At 41.1% G+C, this 21764-nt stretch carries 20 protein-coding genes; 14 read left to right on the top strand and 6 right to left on the bottom strand.

Features of this window, described 5'->3' with window-relative positions; all coding sequences use genetic code 11:
- Positions 1-2: 2 nt before the first annotated feature.
- Both LX92_RS10645 and serA read left to right on the top strand, forming a co-directional pair.
- Positions 3-788 carry an alpha/beta fold hydrolase gene (locus LX92_RS10645; protein WP_109650324.1) on the top strand — a complete coding sequence of 262 codons (786 nt, stop codon included), beginning with the start codon at positions 3-5 and terminating at the stop codon, positions 786-788.
- A gap of 211 nt (positions 789-999) precedes the next feature.
- Entirely contained in the window at positions 1000-2895 is a 1896-nt protein-coding gene (serA, locus tag LX92_RS10640; RefSeq protein ID WP_223308363.1) for a phosphoglycerate dehydrogenase, read from the top strand.
- A 69-nt stretch (positions 2896-2964) separates the two neighbouring features.
- Here the strand turns inward: serA and rlmH are convergent, their stop codons facing one another.
- Positions 2965-3438 carry a 23S rRNA (pseudouridine(1915)-N(3))-methyltransferase RlmH gene (gene rlmH, locus LX92_RS10635; protein ID WP_109650322.1) on the bottom strand — a complete coding sequence of 158 codons (474 nt, stop codon included), beginning with the start codon at positions 3436-3438 and terminating at the stop codon, positions 2965-2967.
- An 82-nt stretch (positions 3439-3520) separates the two neighbouring features.
- Between rlmH and nadC the strand changes: the two genes are divergently transcribed.
- Genes nadC through priA form a run of 4 tightly spaced genes read left to right on the top strand, consistent with a single transcriptional unit; the run spans position 3521 to position 8252 of the window.
- A complete protein-coding gene (gene nadC, locus LX92_RS10630; RefSeq protein ID WP_109650319.1) occupies positions 3521-4378 on the top strand; it encodes a carboxylating nicotinate-nucleotide diphosphorylase in 858 nt (285 codons plus the stop codon).
- Positions 4379-5359 carry a YihY/virulence factor BrkB family protein gene (locus LX92_RS10625; protein WP_109650317.1) on the top strand — a complete coding sequence of 327 codons (981 nt, stop codon included), beginning with the start codon at positions 4379-4381 and terminating at the stop codon, positions 5357-5359.
- Complete coding sequence (locus tag LX92_RS10620) at positions 5343-5783, top strand: DUF2147 domain-containing protein (RefSeq protein WP_109650315.1); 441 nt, start codon at positions 5343-5345, stop codon at positions 5781-5783. Before LX92_RS10625 ends, LX92_RS10620 begins: the two co-directional genes overlap by 17 nt.
- A gap of 12 nt (positions 5784-5795) precedes the next feature.
- Positions 5796-8252 (top strand): replication restart helicase PriA, encoded by a 2457-nt coding sequence (priA, locus tag LX92_RS10615; protein ID WP_109650313.1) that lies wholly within the window; start codon positions 5796-5798, stop codon positions 8250-8252.
- 32 nt (positions 8253-8284) lie between these two features.
- On the opposite strand, the gene LX92_RS10610 is transcribed toward priA, so the two are convergent.
- Positions 8285-8977, bottom strand: coding sequence for a LytR/AlgR family response regulator transcription factor (locus LX92_RS10610; protein WP_109650312.1), 693 nt, complete (start codon positions 8975-8977; stop codon positions 8285-8287).
- 232 nt (positions 8978-9209) lie between these two features.
- Here LX92_RS10610 and rpsF point away from each other — a divergent pair, with 232 nt between their 5' ends.
- The 7 genes from rpsF to hisS all read left to right on the top strand — a co-directional run bounded on the left by rpsF (position 9210) and on the right by hisS (position 18171).
- Complete coding sequence (rpsF, locus tag LX92_RS10605; RefSeq protein WP_109650310.1) at positions 9210-9548, top strand: 30S ribosomal protein S6; 339 nt, start codon at positions 9210-9212, stop codon at positions 9546-9548.
- A 5-nt stretch (positions 9549-9553) separates the two neighbouring features.
- On the top strand, positions 9554-9850 hold the full coding sequence (gene rpsR, locus LX92_RS10600) for a 30S ribosomal protein S18 (protein ID WP_013307341.1): 297 nt from the start codon (positions 9554-9556) through the stop codon (positions 9848-9850).
- Between the two features lie 12 nt (positions 9851-9862).
- The gene (gene rplI, locus LX92_RS10595; RefSeq protein ID WP_109650308.1) at positions 9863-10312 is read left to right on the top strand and encodes a 50S ribosomal protein L9; all 450 of its coding nucleotides are present in this window, start codon (positions 9863-9865) and stop codon (positions 10310-10312) included.
- 84 nt (positions 10313-10396) lie between these two features.
- Positions 10397-13579, top strand: a complete 3183-nt coding sequence (locus LX92_RS10590; RefSeq protein ID WP_109650306.1) for a TonB-dependent receptor — start codon at positions 10397-10399, stop codon at positions 13577-13579.
- A gap of 243 nt (positions 13580-13822) precedes the next feature.
- Positions 13823-15970 (top strand): YccS family putative transporter, encoded by a 2148-nt coding sequence (gene yccS / locus LX92_RS10580; protein ID WP_211315854.1) that lies wholly within the window; start codon positions 13823-13825, stop codon positions 15968-15970.
- Positions 15971-16255: 285 nt separating this feature from the next.
- Positions 16256-16732: a DUF6495 family protein gene (locus LX92_RS10575; protein WP_109650299.1), complete on the top strand. Its 477-nt coding sequence runs from the start codon at positions 16256-16258 to the stop codon at positions 16730-16732.
- A gap of 62 nt (positions 16733-16794) precedes the next feature.
- Positions 16795-18171: a histidine--tRNA ligase gene (gene hisS / locus LX92_RS10570; protein WP_109650297.1), complete on the top strand. Its 1377-nt coding sequence runs from the start codon at positions 16795-16797 to the stop codon at positions 18169-18171.
- Here hisS and LX92_RS10565 read toward each other — a convergent pair.
- Positions 18166-18714, bottom strand: coding sequence for an NUDIX hydrolase (locus LX92_RS10565; protein WP_109650295.1), 549 nt, complete (start codon positions 18712-18714; stop codon positions 18166-18168). The genes hisS and LX92_RS10565 overlap by 6 nt on opposite strands.
- 24 nt (positions 18715-18738) lie before the next feature.
- Positions 18739-19827 carry a M42 family metallopeptidase gene (locus LX92_RS10560; RefSeq protein ID WP_109650293.1) on the bottom strand — a complete coding sequence of 363 codons (1089 nt, stop codon included), beginning with the start codon at positions 19825-19827 and terminating at the stop codon, positions 18739-18741.
- Positions 19828-19931: 104 nt separating this feature from the next.
- Between LX92_RS10560 and LX92_RS10555 the strand changes: the two genes are divergently transcribed.
- Entirely contained in the window at positions 19932-20618 is a 687-nt protein-coding gene (locus LX92_RS10555; protein ID WP_109650291.1) for a DUF4294 domain-containing protein, read from the top strand.
- A 25-nt stretch (positions 20619-20643) separates the two neighbouring features.
- Here LX92_RS10555 and LX92_RS10550 read toward each other — a convergent pair whose 3' ends face one another.
- Both LX92_RS10550 and LX92_RS10545 read right to left on the bottom strand, forming a co-directional pair.
- Positions 20644-20886 (bottom strand): DUF6095 family protein, encoded by a 243-nt coding sequence (locus LX92_RS10550; protein WP_170117828.1) that lies wholly within the window; start codon positions 20884-20886, stop codon positions 20644-20646.
- Between the two features lie 71 nt (positions 20887-20957).
- Entirely contained in the window at positions 20958-21764 is an 807-nt protein-coding gene (locus tag LX92_RS10545) for a DUF4249 family protein (RefSeq protein ID WP_109650289.1), read from the bottom strand.

Here is a 21764-nt window from a genome sequence, read left to right as displayed (position 1 = left end):
GTATGGTTGGTATACGTATTGTTTTCCTCTTTCTTTTGTTCATAGGTAGGGGGCTTAGGGGCCAAACCCATCAATTTACTTCTTTTGATGGCACAACGTTGGTGTTCACCGATGAAGGTGAAGGTAAACCGGTCCTACTCATACATGGTTTTATCAATACCCGGAAATCATGGGAGCAAACCGTATTGAAGAAGGATCTCCTGGCCAAGGGTTATCGCGTTATTATTCCTGATTTAAGGGGTAATGGTGATTCGGATAAACCTCAGGATGATAAGGCATATTCCAATGATGCCGAGGTTAGGGATTTAATGTTGCTCATAGACCATTTGAAAATCACAAAATACAAGGCGGTGGGCTACTCCCGCGGAAGTATCGTTTTAGCTAAATTATTGACTCAGGATAAGCGTGTTAAAAAGGCTGTGTTGGGGGGAATGGGGATAGACTTCACCCTTCCCGATTGGAATCGGCGAATGATGTTCGCAGCGGCTTTTGCGGGTGATACCAACGAGTTTACCCAAGGGGCAGTGGATTACGCTAGGTCAATTCACGCCGATTTACATTCATTGCACCTGCAACAAAAATACCAACCAGTGGCCTCACTCAAGGAACTGGCAGCAATACGAAAGAAAGTGTTGGTCATAGCGGGTGACAAGGATGTCGATAATGGAGATCCCCGTGAATTGCAAAGGGCCATACCCAAGGCTAAGTTGAAAATCGTGGGTGGTGATCACAATGGCACGTATAAAACATCGGATTTTTCCAAGGCTGTGCTGACTTTTTTGAACTAATGGACCTATCTGGAAAGGGTTTTTCTTGATTTTGCCAAAAATGGATTGAATTATTTATCAAAATGAAGGCTTTTGGTGATAGGGATAACTTTTGATAAGATTCCACCCATGGCTTACGAATTAATTTTTACTTTTATCGCTTGATTTAAAAAGGATATCGGGTCTGCTCCATCTTTATGGAAACCTGTAAGTTTTAGGCAATAATCTAAATATGATAACCGAAGTGGCACGTAAATACGTTTTTGATTTTGATAGTACCTTGACCAGGGTTGAGGCTTTGGATGTTTTGGCGGAGATGACCTTACAGGGTAAATCGAACCGTGAAGAGATAATTGGGGAAATCCAACGAATAACCAATTTAGGTATCGATGGGGATATCTCATTTACAGAATCCCTAGAGCAACGCATTAAACTATTGGAGGCCCATAAGGATGATTTGGATGGATTAGTGGAGGAGTTGCGTCATAAGATTTCGAAGTCCATTGAATCCAACAAGGAGTTTTTTGAAAAATTCTCTGATGACATTTACGTCATTTCCTGTGGTTTCAAAGAATTTATCGATCCTATTGTCAAGGAATACAATATTCCCTCTGAAAGGGTATTTGCAAATACCTTCGAATTCGATGAACAAGGAAACATCATTGGTTTTGATGAGAAAAATGTTCTGGCGACCCATAATGGTAAGATTGAATGTTTAAAAAACCTCGATTTACAAGGGGAGGTTCAGGTCATCGGTGATGGTTATAGTGATTACGTAATGCGCGAAGCGGGTATAGCCGATAAGTTCTTCGCCTATACTGAAAATGTGCATCGGGAAAAAGCCGCTGAACATGCCGACCACGTGACACCCAACTTGGATGAGTTTCTTTTTGTCAACGATTTGCCACGAAATATCTCCTATCCTAAAAATAGAATTAAAATCCTTCTTTTAGAGAATGTTCACCCAGCCGCTTTCCATAATCTTTCGGAAGATGGTTTTTCTGTGGAGTTGGTAAAGACGAGCTTATCGGAAGAAGAACTGATAGAGCGGATAAAAGGTGTTCATGTGTTGGGTATCCGATCCAAAACCCAAGTAACGCAAAAAGTCCTGGATGCGGCCGACAAATTATTGGTCGTAGGAGCCTTTTGTATTGGCACCACACAGATAGATTTGAACTACTGTAAGACTAAGGGGGTTGTGGTTTTCAATGCACCCTATAGCAATACGCGGTCTGTCGTGGAATTGGCCATAGGGGAGATCATTATGCTTATGCGTAGTGTTTTTCCACGTAGTACCGAGATACACGGGGGACAATGGAACAAAACAGCCAGCAATTCAAGGGAGGTCAGGGGTAAGAACCTTGGAATCGTAGGCTATGGTAATATAGGTAAGCAATTATCGGTCTTGGCAGAGGCCATTGGTATGCGGGTATATTATTATGATATCGATGATAAACTGGCCCTTGGTAATGCCGTACGTTGTGAGACCCTGGAAAATTTATTGAATATTTCCGATGTGGTTACCTTGCATATCGATGACAACAAGGCCAATAAGAATTTTATTGGGGAGCGTGAGATAAACCAGATGAAGGACGGAGCGATGTTGATCAATCTCTCAAGAGGTTTTGTGGTTGATATCGATGCACTTTCCACAGCGTTGGAAAGCGGTAAGCTTGCTGGTGCCGCTGTGGATGTATATCCTGAGGAGCCTAGGGCCAATGGGGAATTCCATTCCAAATTACAGGGACTTCCCAACGTAATACTTACGCCACATGTTGGGGGTAGTACCGAAGAGGCACAACGTAACATTGCCGATTTTGTCCCCAATAAGATCATGGACTATATTAATTCGGGGAACACCGTGGATGCCGTGAACTTTCCGAATATCAGGTTGCCTAAACAAACCAATGCACATCGCTTTTTGCACATTCACAAGAACGTTCCCGGTATTATGGCCAAGATCAACAAGGTACTGGCCAAATATGAACTGAACATCAATGGGCAATATCTGTCAACCGACTCTGAGTTGGGTTATGTAATCACCGATTTGGATAAGGAGTACAACAAGGAGGTCATCAAAGCCTTACGTAAGATTGAGAATACGATTAAGTTCAGGGTGCTTTACTAAAACTGGGGGAGGTACGGTCCAAAAAAAGGGAGTGATTCCTATAAAAAAGAGATCAATGGTCCCTAAAGATCAGCGATGGTGATAAGGCTCATTTTTTAAGATAGTGAAAGCCCTATAGAGTTGTTCAACCACGAAAAGGCGAACCATTTGATGGGAAAAGGTCATTTTTGATAAACTGATTTTGCCTTGGCTTTTCGCGTATACGGCATCACTAAAACCGTAGGGCCCACCGATGACCAAAACCAATTGTTTTATGCCTGAGTTCATCTTTTTCTGAAGGTAATTCGAGAATCCAACGGAATCAAATTGTTTTCCATTTTCATCCAAAAGAATCAAAACGTCGGTGTTGTTGAGTTTTTTCAGGATCAATGCACCTTCTTTTTCTCGTTGTTGGACTTCAGAAAGATTTTTTACATTTTTCAGGTCCGGGATAATTTCCAACTCAAACTTGATATAATGATGGAGTCTTTTTTCGTAATCGGATATAAGATGCTGTAAAGAAGCACTATCGGTTTTTCCGATGGCAAGTAGTTTTATGGTCATGTCCCAAAAATAAAACTTTCAGCCAATAGGATATTCATATTGGATATTGTTTTTAGTAATTTAGCACAAACCATTTTTTCCAATGATTACACAAGCACAATTTCAACATGAGATCGATTTGATAATTGCCAATGCCATTCGTGAGGATGTTGGTGATGGGGACCACAGCTCCTTGGCGTGTATTCCTAAAACCGCCAAAGGAAAGGCGAAACTCTTGGTCAAGGATGAGGGGATCATTGCAGGAATTGATTTTGCCAAGCAGGTGTTTGCCCAAGTAGATGATGAAATGCAGGTGGAAACGTTGATCGAGGATGGGGCTAGGGTGAAATATGGGGATATTGCTTTTTATGTTTCCGGACGTTCACAAAGTATATTAAAGGCAGAACGTTTGGTGTTGAATGCAATGCAACGCATGAGTGCCATCGCAACCAAGACGAATTCCTACGTTGCCTTGCTGGAAGGTACGGGAACTAAAATACTGGATACAAGAAAAACCACCCCTGGGATTAGGGCCCTTGAAAAATGGGCTGTAAAAATAGGGGGCGGTGAAAACCATAGGTTCGCCCTGTATGATATGATCATGCTTAAGGATAACCATATCGATTTTGCGGGTGGGATAACCAAGGCGATACAAAAAACACAGGCATATTTAAAGGAAACCCAACGGGACCTCAAAATTATTGTCGAAGCAAGGAATTTGAATGAGATTAGGGAGATTCTTGAAACCAAAGGCGTTCATCGTATCTTGATCGATAACTTCAATTATGCCGATACCCGAAAGGCGGTGGCCATGATCGGCGACCAATGCCAAACGGAATCCTCAGGAGGAATCAACGAACAAACAATTAGGGAATATGCGGAATGTGGGGTAGATTACATTTCCTCAGGGGCTTTAACACACTCGGTTTACAATATGGACCTTAGCCTTAAAGCGGTATAAATGTCGGAGGAAATAGAAGCTAAACTTGATAAAATCCCCGTAGTCAATTGGCTGGTATCCCTTTTGAAAAAGGTGAAATTACCTGCTTTTGAAGGGCTTTCACTGTATGATCTTGCAGAAATGTATATCCTGGGTATTGTACAGGGGGCATTATCCTCTAGGGCAAGTTCCATTGCCTTTAGTCTTTTTATGGCACTATTTCCCCTTTTGATATTTTTGGTATCCCTCGTGCCTGTTATCGTGCCTTATGCGAGTGTGGGCAATGAGAACTTTGATGCTCAATTCCTATTGTTCCTGGAATCTTTTCTCCCATCGGCGACCAGTGAGTATTTTGGGGATATTTATCAGCAGATTAAAGATCAGAAAAGTGGCGGGGTGCTATCCTCGGCATTTTTTATTTCGATATTCTTAATGGCCAATGGGGTGAATGCTATTTTTGGGGGGTTTGAGAATTCATATCACGTTAAATTAACCCGAAATTTTATACGACAATATGCCTATGCGCTTATGGTGGGGTTGATCCTATCGGTACTTTTGATCATTGGGGCCGCCATCTACGTGTATTTTGAATTTTATATTCTGGATTATCTAAGTGAATGGGCAGCAAAATCCAATGGTTTTAATTTGTCGGAGAATGACATCATAGGGGCCCAGATTGGCAAGGTTCTCTTTTTTGTGATTTTGTCCTATTTCACAACCGCCATTTTATATTATTTCGGTACCGCAGAAGGAAAACAGGCTAAATTCTTTTCGGTAGGGGCTTTAATGACCACCATACTCTTTGTTTTGACTTCGTATCTTTTTGGTGTTTATGTTGAGAAATTTGCGAGATATAACGAATTATATGGGGCATTGGGAGGATTATTGATCCTAATGGTGTTCATTTGGTTAAATTCCAATATATTGCTACTCGGGTTCGAACTGAACGCATCACTTAATTCATTACGAAAAAACATCAATATAGATGACAAAGAGAAGTAAACTATTACTATTGGGAATGTTGGTCATGTTCTCCTTTACCGTACAATCGCAAAGTGTATTCGGCAAATGGAAGACCATTGATGACCGTACAGGCAAGCCCAAAGCCATTATTGATATTTATGAGAAAGATGGCCTCATGTATGGCCAGGTAGTCAAGATTGTGGAAGATGGCAAAGAAGATGCCGTTTGTTCCAAATGTGAGGGTGAATTAAAAGATCGGCCAATTTTAGGTATGATGATCATTGAGGAAGCTAAAAAGCATCATAATGGGGAATGGAAAGGCAAAAAACTATTCGATCCACAGCAGGCTATGACATTTCGATGTAAGATCTGGTTGAATCCGGAAAATCACAATGAGCTCAAGGTTCGGGGTTATTTGGCTTTTATTTATAGAACGCAAACTTGGTTGCGCGTTGAAAGTTAGAAGACGGGGTGTATGCAACATTTCATCAACGTCATCTTACCCATTCCGCTAGAAAAGCTTTTCACCTACAGTATTTCAGAACCTGAATCCCAGTTTTTACAACCTGGGATGCGTGTAGCGGTTCCTTTTGGTAAATCAAAGATATACACGGCCTTGGTGTTTGAAATCCATACCACCCCTCCTGAGGTGTATGAGGCTAAGGAAATCCATAAGATATTGGATGATGCCCCAGTGGTAAACACCTTACAGTTGCAACATTGGCGGTGGATTTCCGATTATTATATGTGTACGCTTGGGGAGGTGTTCCGAAGTGCCATGCCAAGCGCATTTTTGTTGGAGAGTGAAACCCTGATCTTGCGGAATGAAAGGGGAGAGGTCGATGAAAGTGATCTAAAGGATGATGAATTTTTGGTCTATGAGGCCTTACAGCATCAATCGATGCTTAGGGTTGATGAGGTCAGTGCCATTGTCGACCGGAAAAATGTACTGCCCATATTGAACAGGTTGATCGAAAAGCAGGTCATTCTTCTAAAAGACGAGATTTACGAGCAATATAAACCAAAATTGGTACGGTATGTAAAATTAGGTACAGCATACCAATCCGAAGGGAAGTTGGAGGAGTTACTGCAATCATTGACAAGGGCTCCGAAACAAAGTCAAGTGGTCTTATCCCTTTTCCAATTGGAAGTAAAGGATAAGAAGCCGATAAAGATCACCGATTTGGAACAGATGAGTGGCAGTTCCAAGGCCGTGATCAAGACCTTGATAGACAAAGGTGTTTTGGAGGAATACCACATACAGGTCGATAGGGTCAATTATGACGGTACTGCGGGGGATCTTGATTTAAAAAGTCTGAATGAACATCAGCAAAAAGCTTTGGATGAAATTCAAGGTAGTTTTGATGATCGTAAGGTTGCATTGCTTCATGGTGTTACCTCCTCAGGCAAGACCGAGGTCTATATGAAGCTTATCGAAACATGTATCAACGCAGGGAAACAGGCCTTGTATTTACTTCCTGAAATAGCATTGACCACGCAATTGATTTCAAGACTTCAAGAGTATTTCGGGGAAAAGATCTCTGTTTACCATTCTAAATATAGCATACACGAAAGGGTGGAGGTATGGAATAATGTCCTGACAAAAAAGGCCAAGGCACAAATCGTGATTGGCGCTCGCTCCGCATTATTTCTTCCTTATTCGAATTTAGGGCTCATTGTTGTCGATGAAGAACATGAAGGTTCTTTTAAACAGTTCGATCCTGCGCCGAGATACCATGCGAGGGATGCGGCAATCGTGTTGTCCAATCTGCACGGGGCCAAAGTTGTTTTGGGGTCAGCCACCCCAAGCATAGAGAGTTATTACAATTCGCAGACGGGAAAATACGGTTATGCAAGAATAGATAGAAGGTTTGGTGATGTTTTAATGCCCGATATTGAATTGGTCGACCTAAAGGAGCAGACCCGAAAAAGACGAATGAAGGGACATTTCTCTGAACGATTGTTGGAGGAAATCACGGATACGTTGGATAATGGGGAACAAGCGATCCTGTTTCAGAACCGTAGGGGTTTTGCGCCTATTGTTGAATGTACCACCTGTGGGCATTCCCCCCAGTGTCCCAATTGTGACGTAAGTTTGACCTATCACCAGTTTAAAAAGCAATTGCGTTGTCATTACTGCGGACACCATATAGCCCTTCCGGAAATCTGTGAGGCCTGTGGTAGTCCAACCTTGGATACGAAAGGGTTTGGAACCGAACAGGTGGAGCATGAGTTTAAGAAATTGTTTCCCGATGCAAAAGTGGGCCGGATGGATTTGGATACGACCCGGGGAAAATATGGGTATGAAAAAATAATAACGGCCTTTGAACAACAGGAATTGGATGTGCTTGTGGGTACGCAAATGCTTACCAAAGGACTCGATTTTAGAAATGTGAGCCTGGTAGGGATAATGAATGCGGATTCTTTATTGAATTTCCCGGATTATCGCGCCCATGAACGCAGTTTCCAACTATTGACCCAAGTTGCGGGTAGGGCAGGGCGTACCCAAAAAAGGGGAAAGGTGATCGTCCAGAGTTTCAATCCCTATCATCAAATATTGAAACAGGTTTCAACCAATGATTATTTGGGAATGTTCAAAGAGCAGTTATACGAGCGGGAACAGTTTCTTTATCCACCAGTAAACCGAATCATCAAGATTACTTTCAAGCACAAAAATTACAATACGTTGAACGATGCTGCCGAATGGTTCGCCAAAGGCCTGAGAACTATTTTTAGGTCAGGCATTTTAGGGCCAGAATACCCTCCTGTGGCACGAATACGGAATCAATACCTGAAGAATGTGATTATTAAGATCCCTTTGGGACAACCATTGGGCAAAACAAAAAATAGCATTAAAAGAATAGAAAATTCCTTTAATGCTATTTCGCAGTTCAGAAGTGTTAGGGTAATCTACAATGTAGACCACATCTAGAATTGTAAATCCCAGAAATTTCCCAGGAAAAATTAAACGTTACTTAGCGCTTCCGCCAGTTCGGCTTTTTTGTTCCTACTTAAAGGAATAGACCTTCCGCTTACTTCAACATTTTTACTGTTGAATTTCTCAACCTTTTCAAGGTTAACGATATAGGACTTATGGATTCTAAGAAATTTTTCTTCAGGCAGTTGCTTTTCGAAAGATTTCATTGTTGATAAAATTACGATATTCGCTTCATCAGTCACTAGTTTTATGTAGTCACCAAGGGCTTCTATCCACTTAATATCGTTAAGTATAACTTTTCTTTTCTTAAGGTTACTCTTGACGAAGATGTGTTCTTCATCCTCAAGAACCCTGTTCATTTGTTCGTATTTTGCGACTGCTCTTTTAACAGATGCATCAAAACGTGCCATCGTAATGGGTTTGTGCAAATAATCTGTTACGTCATAGTCGAATGCCTTAAGGGCATAATCAGGTTTACCGGTGATCAAAATCACCTGAGGACTGTTTTCTAGGGACTCGAGTAGGTCAAATCCATTAATGATGGGCATTTCGACATCAAGAAAAATCAAATCGATTTCATGGTTTTTGATACCGTTCTTTGCCTCGATCGCGTTGCTATATTCAGCAACCATGGCTAGGTTAGGATGGTTGTTGACCAATTTTGCGACTGCCATCCGCTGCATTGATGAATCATCAACAATAATACTTCTTAATTTCATAAAGGGTTGATTTGTGGGGTTAAATCATCGACAAATTACCGAAAAAACACGCTGAACTGCAATTAAAGTTGTAAACATTGTATTAAATACTGTGTAATCTGCAATGATCATTAAGTTAAGATTTGGTTTCGTTCAATTATTATATTTATCCTATCTATAACGAAGATTTTCTCGTTTTCTTGTGTTAACTCACAAATATTCTTATTTTTGCGATCCTTAAAACAAAATATTTATGAACAATTACGAAACTGTTTTCATTTTAAATCCCGTTCTATCAGATGTACAGATAGAGGAAACAGTTAAGAAATTCGAGGATTTCTTAATCAAGAATGATGCCAAAATGGTATCCAAAGAAAATTGGGGGCTCAAGAAATTGGCTTATCCAATACAGAACAAAAAAAGTGGTTTTTACCACTTATTTGAATTCAAAGCACCTGGAGAGGTGGTCGCTCCTTATGAGCAGGAATTCAGAAGAGACGAACGTGTAATGCGTTTCTTGACTGTAAAGTTAGACAAGCATGCCATTGAATGGGCTGAGAAAAGAAGAACAAGATTAAAATCTAAAGCGTAAGTACTATGGCATCTATAGAACAACAGGCAAAAGGTAAAAAAGATGGGGAAATCAGATATTTGACCCCATTGAATATCGAAACCAACACAAAAAAGAAATATTGTCGTTTCAAAAAGTCAGGTATTAAATACATTGACTATAAGGATGCTGATTTCTTAATGAAATTGGTTAATGAACAAGGAAAACTTCTTCCAAGAAGGTTAACAGGTACTTCTTTGAAATATCAGAGAAAAGTGGCACAGGCCGTTAAGAGAGCCCGCCATTTGGCACTTATGCCCTATGTTGGTGATTTATTAAAATAAAAGAAACGAACCATGGAACTTATATTAAAGGAAGACGTACAAAACTTAGGTTTTAAAGACGATTTAGTAAGTGTTAAGAACGGTTACGGAAGAAATTTTCTAATACCTAAAGGGTTGGCCACATTGGCTACTCCTTCAGCAAAAAAGGTATTGGCAGAAAATTTAAGACAGAGAGCCCATAAAGAAAAGAAAGTCATTGACGCTGCAAATAAAGTAGCTGAGGCATTAAAGACCCTTGAACTTAAAATTAAGGCAAAGGCTGGTGCCGGTGATAAACTTTTTGGATCGGTTACATCAATAGATTTAGCCGCTGCACTTGAAAAAGAAGGACACGAGATTGATAAAAAATTCATCAATATTCTCGGAGGTACGGTAAAAAGAACCGGTGTAGCTTCTGCACAGGTAAGACTTCACAGGGATGTGATTATCGATTTCCCATTTGAGGTAGTTGCTGATAAATAGGAACTTACCGTTAATAACTTTTAAGAGCTATGCCTGCATAGCTCTTTTTTTGTGCTATTTTTGGACCTAACTCAAACCAAACATATGTACAGAAAACTACAACTTAGTATGGTGTTGTTGTTCGTTTCTATTACGGCAATGGCACAGGTCACGACTTCTAATATTAGGGGTAAGGTGGTCGATGATCGGAATTTACCCTTATTAGGGGCTAATATTGTCGCAGTCCATACCCCAACGGGTACTACTTATGGTGCGATTACCAATGAGGATGGGCGTTATAACCTGTTAAACCTAAGAGTAGGTGGACCTTACACGGTTACCTTGTCTTATATCGGCTTTAAGACCCAAGAACTGGACAATGTGTTTTTAACCTTAGGGCAAACCTTTGATTTGGATGCTGCAATGGTTACTGACAGCCAGGCACTCGATGAAGTTATCGTGGTTTCGGATCGGTCAGGTACCTTTGGCGATGGTCGAACAGGTGCCGAGACCAGCGTGGGGCGAAGGGAATTGACCCGTTTACCCACTATTTCGCGTTCAGCGCAGGATTTTACCCGTTTGGAGCCTACCGCAAGTGGTAATTCATTTGGGGGTCGAAACGATCAATACAACAACTTTTCATTGGATGGGGCAATTTTCAACAACCCTTTTGGATTGGATTCCCCGACGCCTGGTGGACAAACCGATTCACAGCCCATTTCCTTGGATGCCATTGAACAGATCCAAGTGTCAACCGCGCCTTACGATGTAACCCAATCCGGATTTACGGGGGCAACCGTAAATGCAGTAACAAAGAGTGGTACCAATGACTTTCATGGTACGGTATATGGCTTTACGCGTAATGAAGGTTTGACGGGAGGAAAAATCCGCGGCGAAAGTGTTGTAAAGCCTGATTTGAATCAAAGCCAATACGGTCTTAGCATTGGAGGTCCCATCGTTAAGGATAAACTCTTCTTCTTTGCAAACTTTGAAAAAGAACAACGGGATGATTTGGGTACAAACGGATGGATACCCAATACGGGTTCTGGTGCCATCAATGAGTCCAGGGTGTTGGAAAGTGACCTTATGGCCGTACAATCGGCTTTAGGAACATTGGGGTACGATACCGGGGCCTATGAAGGGTTTACCTATGGCTCTGAATCTACCAAGGGTATTTTCAAGCTGGATTGGAACATCAATGATAAAAACCGATTGGCGGTTATTTATAATTTCTTGAAAGCTTCCAAGGAAAAACCTGCGCACCCTACGGCAATTGGGGTACGGGGTCCTAGTTTTACAACGTTGCAGTTCGAAAAATCAGGGTACGAGATCAATAATAAATTGAACTCCGTACAATTGGAGTTGAACTCCACCCTGTCCGACGAAGTAACCAATAAATTACAGATTGGCTATTCCCATTTCGATGATTTTAGGGATCCACTTTCATCACCGGCACCGAGTATCATTATTCAAGATGGTGCAGGTTCCAACTATATTATTGCGGGTCATGAACCATTTTCCATTCACAATAGATTGGATCAAAAAGTGTTTCAGATTACAAATAATATGAATATCTTCAAAGGTAATCACACGTATACCGTTGGTTTCGCCTTTGAAAAATTCCAGTTCGATAATTCCTTCAACCTAGGTTTTTATGGAGGCACATTTGGATTTCCTATCTCGGATGACTATTTCGGTAATTTTAGAAGCGTACAGGAATTTTTGGATAATGCCCAGCCAGGAGGGATGATCGATGGAATGATCCAAGGTGCTGAAGCGACTTATGCGAACAATAATCAGTTTGAGGATGGAGCGGATGGTGGATGGACGCTAGCGGAAACAAACGTTGGCCAACTTTCTTTTTACCTTCAGGATGAATGGAGTGCCACGGACGATTTTAAGTTGACCTACGGAGTTCGTTTCGATAAGCCGTTGTACTTTGATACCAAGGAAAAAATCAGGGAAAACATTGAAAGGAAATCAGCGAATTATCAGCCAGACAATCTTTATTACAATCCCAATACGGGGGAACCGACAACGATCGATTCTGAGCAGTTGCCAAGCAATGATTGGATGATATCCCCAAGGGTAGGGTTCAATTGGGATGTACAAGGTGATAATACGTTACAACTACGTGGTGGAACTGGGGTGTTTACAGGAAGATTGCCTTTTGTATGGTTGGGTAACCAAGTGCAGGGTGTGGACTTCTTCTTTTATCAAGCTGTAGATCCAGATTTTAAATGGCCTCAAGTATGGAGAACCAACCTTGGTGCGGATAAGGCATTTGACAACGGATTCGTTTTAACCGCCGATGTTTCCTATACGAAGGATTTGAATGCTTCCCACGTACAGAATTGGGCGTACAGTGACCCATCAGGAACCTTGAATGCTCCTGGCGATAATAGACCGATATATTTGGGGAGTGATGTTTCCTCCAATGCTTTTGGAGGGCCAACAAGTGCTTACGTATTTACAAATTCGGACAAGGGACGTATCTGGAACCTATCGCTAAAAGGACAAAAAACATTTGATAATGGTATTTACGCCATGTTGGCCTATAGTTATTTAAATGCCAAGGATGTAAATTCCATTGAAGCTGAAATCACAGGGGATGCTTTCGATTTCAATCCTAATTTAGGTGATGCCAATGCCGATGTGTTGGGCTTTTCAAAATATGGGGATACACATCGTTTTATCGGTGTAGGTTCAAAACAATTCCAGTACGGTACAGACAATAAATGGGCAACCACCATTTCCACTTTCTTTGAATATGCCCAAGGGGGTAGGTTCAATTATACCTATGCGGGTAATATAAACAACGATAGCTCGTTCCAAAACAATGACCTAATCTATATTCCCACCGCTACCGAAGTACAACAAATGCAATTTACCGGAGCGAATCAAGCGGCGGCCTTTGAATCATATATTCAGCAAGATGATTATTTGAGTGACCATAGAGGGGAATATTCCGAGCGTTATGGTGCTTTGGCCCCATGGAGGGGAAAATGGGATTTAAAGATTCTTCAGGACTATAACTTTAAGGTTGCAGGGGGTAAGACCCATACCATTCAGTTGAGTTTTGATATTTTGAATGTAGGAAACTTATTGAATTCGGATTGGGGTGTTGTTCAACAGCCAAATAATCTGAATCCATTAAGTGTTTCGGTAGATCCAAACACAAATGTACCTACCTATACGTTTAATCCTGAGTTGACCGAGACTTTTGGGTATGATGCAAGTCTTTTGTCTAGATGGCAAGGGCAATTTGGTGTACGTTACATTTTTTAAGAAGCATACAGAAGATAATCTTAAAAGCCCTGACAGCATCGTCAGGGCTTTTTGTTTACGGTATGATAGGACATCCAAGCTTCGAAAAACGTCATTTCAGGAAGTTGAAACCATGTGGCTGGGTAGGGAAGGGGTACTTCACCCTTGCAAGAAATTGACTGATATGATCTAATAATACAGACGAAGCCAGTGCTATTGTTTACTTTTGTGGTTTTATTACAAAAGGCACAAATAGCCATGGCGATGAAACGACTTTCTTTCAACTTAAAACAAATTTCTTGGTATAAATATTATCGGAATCTGTTTTTAAAGAACCCTAATAGGCTATTGGCGTTTAAAGGAACTATCGTCATAGGTTCACTGGTTATTTTTATGGTGATCTTGGGATTGCCATTTTATGCTGTAACATTGGGTTTGGGTGCACTTGCCGGGGTGCTTTCAGAAACGGAGGACCACCCGAACGGGCGCTTAAAGTCCATGGCTTTAAAAATTATCAGTTTTGCTATCTCCAGTTTTTCAGTTGAATTATTGCAACCATACCCCATACTGCTAGGTATTGGTCTATCCCTTTCAACCATTGTGTTTATACTGATAGGGGGTATCAGTGAGCGTTTTAGGGGTGTGACTTTTGGAGCCTTGCTCATAGGGGTTTATACAATGATTGGAGCGCAAATAAGTCCTAATTGGTATATACAACCTATCCTTCTTTCTTTGGGGGCCTTTATTTATGGTGTTTTTTCGTATGTTATATTGCTTCTAAAGCCATATAGTCTTCTAAATGAACAATTGGCCAGAGGGTTTTATGCGCTTTCAGACTATTTTGATGAAAAGGCCAAACTGTTCCCCAGTGATGGGCAATCAGAAAAAGAAGTAAGAACAAAACTTGCCCTGTTGAACATACAAATAGTTGAGGCATTGGATTCCTGTAAGGAAGTTTTGAACAGCTATGGGGAGGCGCTTAAAAATCAGCAACCTTTATTGCCTTATTTGCATTATTTTATGGTGTTGCAAGGATTGCACGAACGGGCGACCTCAAGTCATGAACGGTACGATTTATTGACTACGGATCCAGCCAACATTGAATTGATTGCGGGTATTCGCCAATTATTGCATGAATTGGCACTTGCTACCAAGAATTTTGCCGAAAGTTTACTTACCGGTAGTCCGTACAAACATCCAATGGCGTTAAGTTGGTTGGTAGGAACCATGAACGGATTATTGGAAACCAATTCATTAAAAGGTTCGCTTCCTTTGCGTTTATTGATCAATAATATTACGCAGTGCCATGAAACATTAAAGTGCATTGATAAGAATTACGACACGGATTCCTTGCCAAAATTGGAAAAAGAAACGCGTTCGTATTTTGAACGGTTAAAATTGCAATTAAACATCAATCATCCGAGAATGCGACATGCGTTGCGGTTGAGTGTGTCTTTTCTAATTGGATTTACGGTCTATCAATATTTTAATATAGACAAAGGGGAATGGGTAGTCCTTACCATTTTGTTTGTATTACAGTCCAGTTTCAGTGAAACAAGAAAACGCTTATTGGAACGAACTATAGGAACCTTAACGGGGGTGGTTGTTGGTGTTTTGATAATTCGACTGTTTTCTTTTTCTGGACAAATTGTACTACTGATCACTTCGGCCTATTTGTTTTTTATTTGGATGAAACGACGTTACTCAGTAGGGGTTGTTTTTATTACCATTTTTGTGTTATGCGCCTTTAATATCATGTCCAACAAAGGGGTAGACGTTATGGCCCCTCGTTTATTGGCCACACTAATAGGTGCGTTTATTTCGTTTATGGTAGTCCGGTTTTTATGGCCGGAGTGGCAATACAAAAAACTACCAAGTTTGTTGAGTGGGGTTATCCATAAAAATACAGCTTATTTTAAGGCTATTTTGGATCAATACCAAAACCCTACAACAGATGATTTAAAATATAGAATAGCCAGAAGGGAAGCCCATCGTGCCGATAATGCCTTGGTTAAGGTTTGGCAAAACATGCAGTTAGATCCCCAAAAACAGCAACAACTGAATAAAACGGCTTTTACGCTAACCTATTTAAACCATGCCTTGTTGTCGTATTTATCGGCATTAGGGGCCCACAGGGCACAGGAAAAGGGAGGGACTTTACAGGTGCTGGAGTTTGAGAATGACATTTTAAAAGCATTGGACGATGCCTTTAATTGGTTGACAACACAACACAATAGTGAAATAGAACCGATTGAAAATATGCTCAAGGATATAAGCACCCAATTGCTTGCCACGAACAAAGAGGCAACGCAAATGCAATATATCTTATTGTATAATATTGTTCACGTAACCTTGCAGATACTGGAACAGGCTAAACTATCCAAACTTACGACAACCATTGGTGAACGTTAAAATATAGATAGAAGGTCAGGGTCTCGGTTTTATTTTTGGAATAAAATCTGTTGTATAGCATTAATACTTTGAATATGCTGTAAATACAGTTTGCCGTTAACGGTCAAGCTCCCGCTTCAAAATATAAAAGGATAAGATGACTGTTTATGGAAGCGTAGAGGGGGGTAAAATAGGGGTACGTTATATTTTTTAGGAAGAATACAGAAAATAATCTTAAAAGCCCTGACGATTCTGTCAGGGCTTTTTATTTTTGCAGACTGAAACCAGTAACAAATCAGATAATCGATGAAATATACGAGATTGACCAAGCAACAATTGGAAGAACTGCATCAGGAATTCATAAATTTCTTGGCAACACAATCCATTACGGCCGAAGAGTGGGAAGAACTAAAGGCCAAGAAGCCGGAAGTGGCAGAAGAGGAGTTGGATGTTTTCAGTGATTTAATTTGGGAAGGGGTATTGACCAAGGTTGCGTATCTAGAGAATATTTCCGCACAACAGATGCATTTGTTCGAATTGACCGATAAGGAGATGAAGCTTATTTCGGTTAAGGTGATGAACCCGGATGTCGATTTAATGACCAAGGAAGGGTTCGGTTGGTTCAAGAAAAACTGGCAGTCCGATTTTGTTGAATATTTAATGGCATCAAAAGCGTACACCGAAGATAAGAACCTGGACAAATTCAATTTGATCAAACAAGGAGCTACCATCACCAAAGGCGATTTGTATAAATGGTTCGACAGCATGATCGGGGAACAATAATATCATGTTCAGACGAAGGCTAGGATCAACAAAACTATATATTTGCATTAGAAAACAACCAAATGGCACAAAAACCAAGTATACCTAAAGGAACCCGTGATTTTTCACCCACCGAAATCGCAAAACGCGACTATATTTTCGAGATTGTAAAAAAGCACTTTAAGATTTTTGGTTTTCAGCCTATTGAAACCCCCTCCTTTGAAAATTCGGAGACCTTAATGGGTAAATACGGGGATGAAGGGGATCGTTTGATTTTTAAGATATTGAATTCCGGTGATTATATAAGTAAGGTGGATGATGCGACTTACAGCTCCAAGGATTCTAAATCATTGACAGCGAAGATTTCGGAGAAGGCATTACGTTATGACCTCACGGTACCTTTTGCACGTTACGTCGTGATGCACCAGAATGAGATTGATTTTCCGTTTAAGCGCTATCAGATACAGCCGGTTTGGCGGGCGGATCGACCCCAAAAAGGACGTTTTAGGGAGTTTTATCAATGCGATGCCGATGTGGTTGGGTCAAATTCCCTTTTGCAGGAGGTGGAATTGATTCAATTGTACGATGCCGTTTTTACCGATTTGAAATTGGAAGGTGTTACCATAAAGCTGAACAACCGAAAAATACTTGCCGGTATTGCCGAGGTTATCGGAGCCCAGGATAATTTGGTGAATTTCACCGTGGCCTTGGATAAACTGGATAAGATAGGGGTAGAAGGGGTGCAGAAGGAAATGTTGGCCAAAGGCATTTCCGAAGAGGCAATAGCCAAGGCAGCGCCGCTTTTTGACCTTTCCGGGGACAATGCTTCCCAATTGGAGGCGTTAGAGCAATTACTTGCGGATTCCACGCAAGGTAGTAAGGGAGTCGAAGAGCTTGGATTTATTATCAATGCCATTGGGGATTTGGATTTGGAATCCGCTAACCTGAAAATCGATGTAACGTTGGCTAGGGGGCTTAACTATTACACTGGGGCCATCTTTGAGGTTGGAGCGCCAGAAGGCGTTAAAATGGGCTCTATTGGCGGTGGTGGACGTTATGACGACCTAACGGGGATCTTTGGGCTGAAAGATGTGAGTGGAGTGGGTATTTCGTTTGGTTTAGACCGGATTTATTTGGTTTTGGAAGAATTGGACTTATTTCCTGAAACCTTGGACAAGTCACTGGATGTGCTTTGCATCAACTTTGGGGAAAGGGAATCGATGTCGGCTTTGGCATTGGTGACCCAGTTGCGAAAGCAAGGGGTAACCGCAGATGTTTACCCCAGTAAGGCCAAAATGCAGAAGCAAATGAAATATGCCAATAACCGCAAGGTGCCTTTTGTTGTACTGATCGGCGAAAATGAAATGAACACCAAGACTTTCGTGGTCAAGGATATGGCCAGCGGTGAACAACATACGTATAGCTTGGATGAAATCAATGATTTTATAAAAGGGCTATAACCTCTTTTTGATGGCCTTGATTATGGTTTTATAATAATCCACGCTGTGGGGGACATATTTTTGTGGATTGGCCAATCCCCAGGTTTCCTCTGAAAATTTCAGGAGTGGGGTAAGTGCCAAGGCCTCGACTTCGGAGTCCTGTTTTTGTAATTGCGAAAAAGGCACTTTCAATTCACAGAGATAGGTGTGGTGGAATTCACAATCGATCAAGTTTTCATGATGGTTTTGAATGGATTTGAAAACCCCGATTTTTTCCAATTCATTGGAGGTGATATCCAAACCTATTTCTTCGGAGACTTCACGAATGGCGGAGGTTTCAATATTTTCGCCCGCTCCTACATGTCCGGCTACGGAAACGTCCCAGAGTAGGGGATGTATATCCTTATCCTTTCCTCGTTGCTGCAGTACTACCTGTCCGTTTTTGGTATAAAACCAAACATGGACTGTCGGATGGAACAGTCCATGTTTATGGGCTTCGGATTTCATGGCTGTTTTTCCGGTGAAGTTGCCTTCAGCATCCAGTATATCAACCAATTCATCCATAATCAAATTATTTACAAGAGTCCATCAATCAAAATAACTGAAAGTCTCACCGTCCTTTATATTCAATACCGTTTCATAAATCAAACGGATCACGTTCTCTACATCATCCTTATGCACGGTTTCCACGGTGGTGTGCATATAACGTAGCGGTAAGGAGATAAGGGCAGAAGCTACACCGCCATTGCTGTAGGCAAAGGCATCGGTATCGGTTCCCGTTGATCTGGAGGCTGCCATTCGTTGGAATGGGATTTTATGGGCTTCCGCTGTTTCTATAATTCGTTCCCGTAGTTTATTCTGTACCGCAGGGGCATAAGAAATAACCGGACCAGCACCTATTTCGGTATGGCCCTCGGTCTTCTTCTCGATCATAGGGGTCGTCGTGTCGTGGCACACATCGGTAATGATCGCCACATTGGGTTTTATGGTCTGGGTGATCATTTCAGCGCCGCGTAACCCTATTTCCTCTTGAACGGAATTGGTTATGTACAATCCGAAAGGCAATTTCTTTTTGTTCTCATGCAACAATCGGGCAACTTCCGCGACCATAAAGCCACCGGCCCTGTTGTCTATAGCTCGGCATACGAATTTATCTTTGTTTAGAATCTGGAATTCATCGGGATAGGTAATGACACAGCCCACATGAACACCCATTTTTTCAACTTCTTCCTTGTCTTTTGCGCCTATGTCGATAAAGATGTTATCCAATTTAGGCGGTTCTTCCTTTGCCTTATTTCTGGTATGGATCGCGGGCCAACCGAAAACACCTTTCACAATGCCGTTTTTCGTATGGATGTTCACCCATTTTGAAGGTGCAATTTGATGGTCGCTACCACCATTTCGGATTACATACAAAAGTCCGTTATCGGTAATGTAGTTGACATACCATGAAATTTCGTCAGAATGCCCTTCTATAACTACTTTGAATTCGGCATCCGGATTAATGACTCCAACGGCAGAGCCATAGGTGTCGGTAATGAAAGTGTCTACATAAGGTTTTAGATATTCCATCCAAATCTTTTGTCCTTCCCATTCGTAGCCTGTTGGGGCTGCGTTATTAAGGTATTTTTCCAAAAAATCCATTGATTTTTTGTTGAGAATATTCTTTGTGGCCATATATAATAAATTTGTATACAAACTTAACAATATTCACTTCCAATTAATAATAACCATGGTTAATTATCGTTAAATTTGGCAAGGCTTTTGCTTTAACCCCAATGATGAAAAAGAGCATATTGTTTTTTGTTTTCGGTTTCTTCGCGCTGCTTGTTACCGCACAGGTGGAAGAACAGCCTTTGGATTCTATCATGGAAAAAATGATCGTTATTGAAGGGGATTCGATCGTATACAACTCTATTCCCCTTGAGGAAGTGTATGTCTTTAGCCGACTGAAATTCCCATCCTATAAAGAAAAGCTCAGATATTATATCCTGAGAAGAAAGACCATTAAGGTATTCCCTTATGCGAAGATGGCTGCGGAGCGTTTGCAGGAGCTCAATGATAGTCTCTCAAAAATAAAAAAGCCAAGAAAGCGAAAAAAATACACGAAGAAAGTCCAAAAATATATTGAAGGGGAATTTTCGGATGAACTGAAAAAACTGACGCGGACCGAGGGACAGATTTTGGTGAAACTTATTTACCGACAAACGGGATATAACGCTTTTGACCTGGTGAAGGAACTAAGAAATGGTTGGCGTGCCTTCTGGTACAATACGACCGCCAAAATGTTCAATATCAGTTTAAAGGAGGAGTATAATCCTGAAATGGTTCAGGAAGACTACCTTATCGAGGATATTTTACAACGGGCTTTCGCCGCCGGTAAATTGGAACCGCAAAAATCGGCTTTGGATTTCGATTATATGGATTTGGAGAACAAATGGCGTACCGCAAGTACCGATAAAAAATAATGTTTTGGATTCGCAAAAAAGTAGCTTAGCCGTTATTTTTCTTTTTGGGGGTATTGAATAGGGCATTCATGATTAAATGTACACTGTAGAAGGCCATGGCAATTGCCGCAATGGCCAAAATAAGGCCTACAATCAGAACAGGGATGTAAAAGGAGTGTTCCTGGTTTTTGAAAGCCTGCCATAACACTGTGGGAGCGGTAAACATTAAAAGGAAGGTATAAGCGAAATGCTTGATGCCTTTAATCAAAAGGTCCTTATTGGTTCTCATGTCGTTTAAAATGTTGGAACAATAAAAGTATCCATTCTAGCGTAATAAATGGGTGACGCCACATCATAATTTTATTCCAGTATGACGGTTTCCCTATATTCCTGACACAGGGCAAAATATCCTAGGGCCAGGTTGTCCGAATCCGTGGTGTTAATGATATTTCCCCGGACCGTGGCTGCTGGGGTCTGAAAAGGACCTTGGTCACCCCCGCTTTGAACAATCAATTGGTTCATATAATTGTAAAATGCTTCATCTACACCTAAGATACTGATATTCAGTTTTCTTCCTGCTTCAAGTCCGTCTTCATAAAAGTAAGAGAATTCAAAGGACTGTCCAGGGTAAAAGGTATCCTCGGATACGAGGTATTCATTAAATCCAAAATCGAAGAGATAGTAGTCATCGCTATTGGCTACATCGGTATACGAAACCACGATTTCCGTTTCGTCTTCAGAGAATAATGTGCCATCCCCTTGTTTTACATCATCGAAAGGTACCGTGGGCACAAAGGTGGTCGTGGCCTCATATTGTTCATTATTATACAGAATGTTCAATTGAAAATCACCTTCCATCAATTCACGGGTTGGCAAATTTGCAACATAAACACCAGAGTCAGAGGGGTCTTCCACGAGGTCTGTTATCGTATTTGAGGATGTATTCAATAATTGTATTTGGTCTAAGACCGCTGGTTCAATTTCCTCGAAAAAACTGGTGGTTTCGGTAGCCTTTATCGCTACGCGTGTTGTTGATGTCTCGGTATCAATACGGATCAAGGCGTCAATCGATAAACGTGTGTCATCCTTGGGTACGTCTATTTCGACCACATCCTCACAACCAATAACTATGGAAAGCACAAATATTATAAGTATATATTTTTTCAT

This window comes from Maribacter polysiphoniae (assembly GCF_003148665.1).
Lineage (GTDB): Bacteria > Bacteroidota > Bacteroidia > Flavobacteriales > Flavobacteriaceae > Maribacter_A > Maribacter_A polysiphoniae.
Note: the sequence above shows the minus strand (reverse complement) of the source record. Positions and strands in the feature narration are given on the sequence as shown.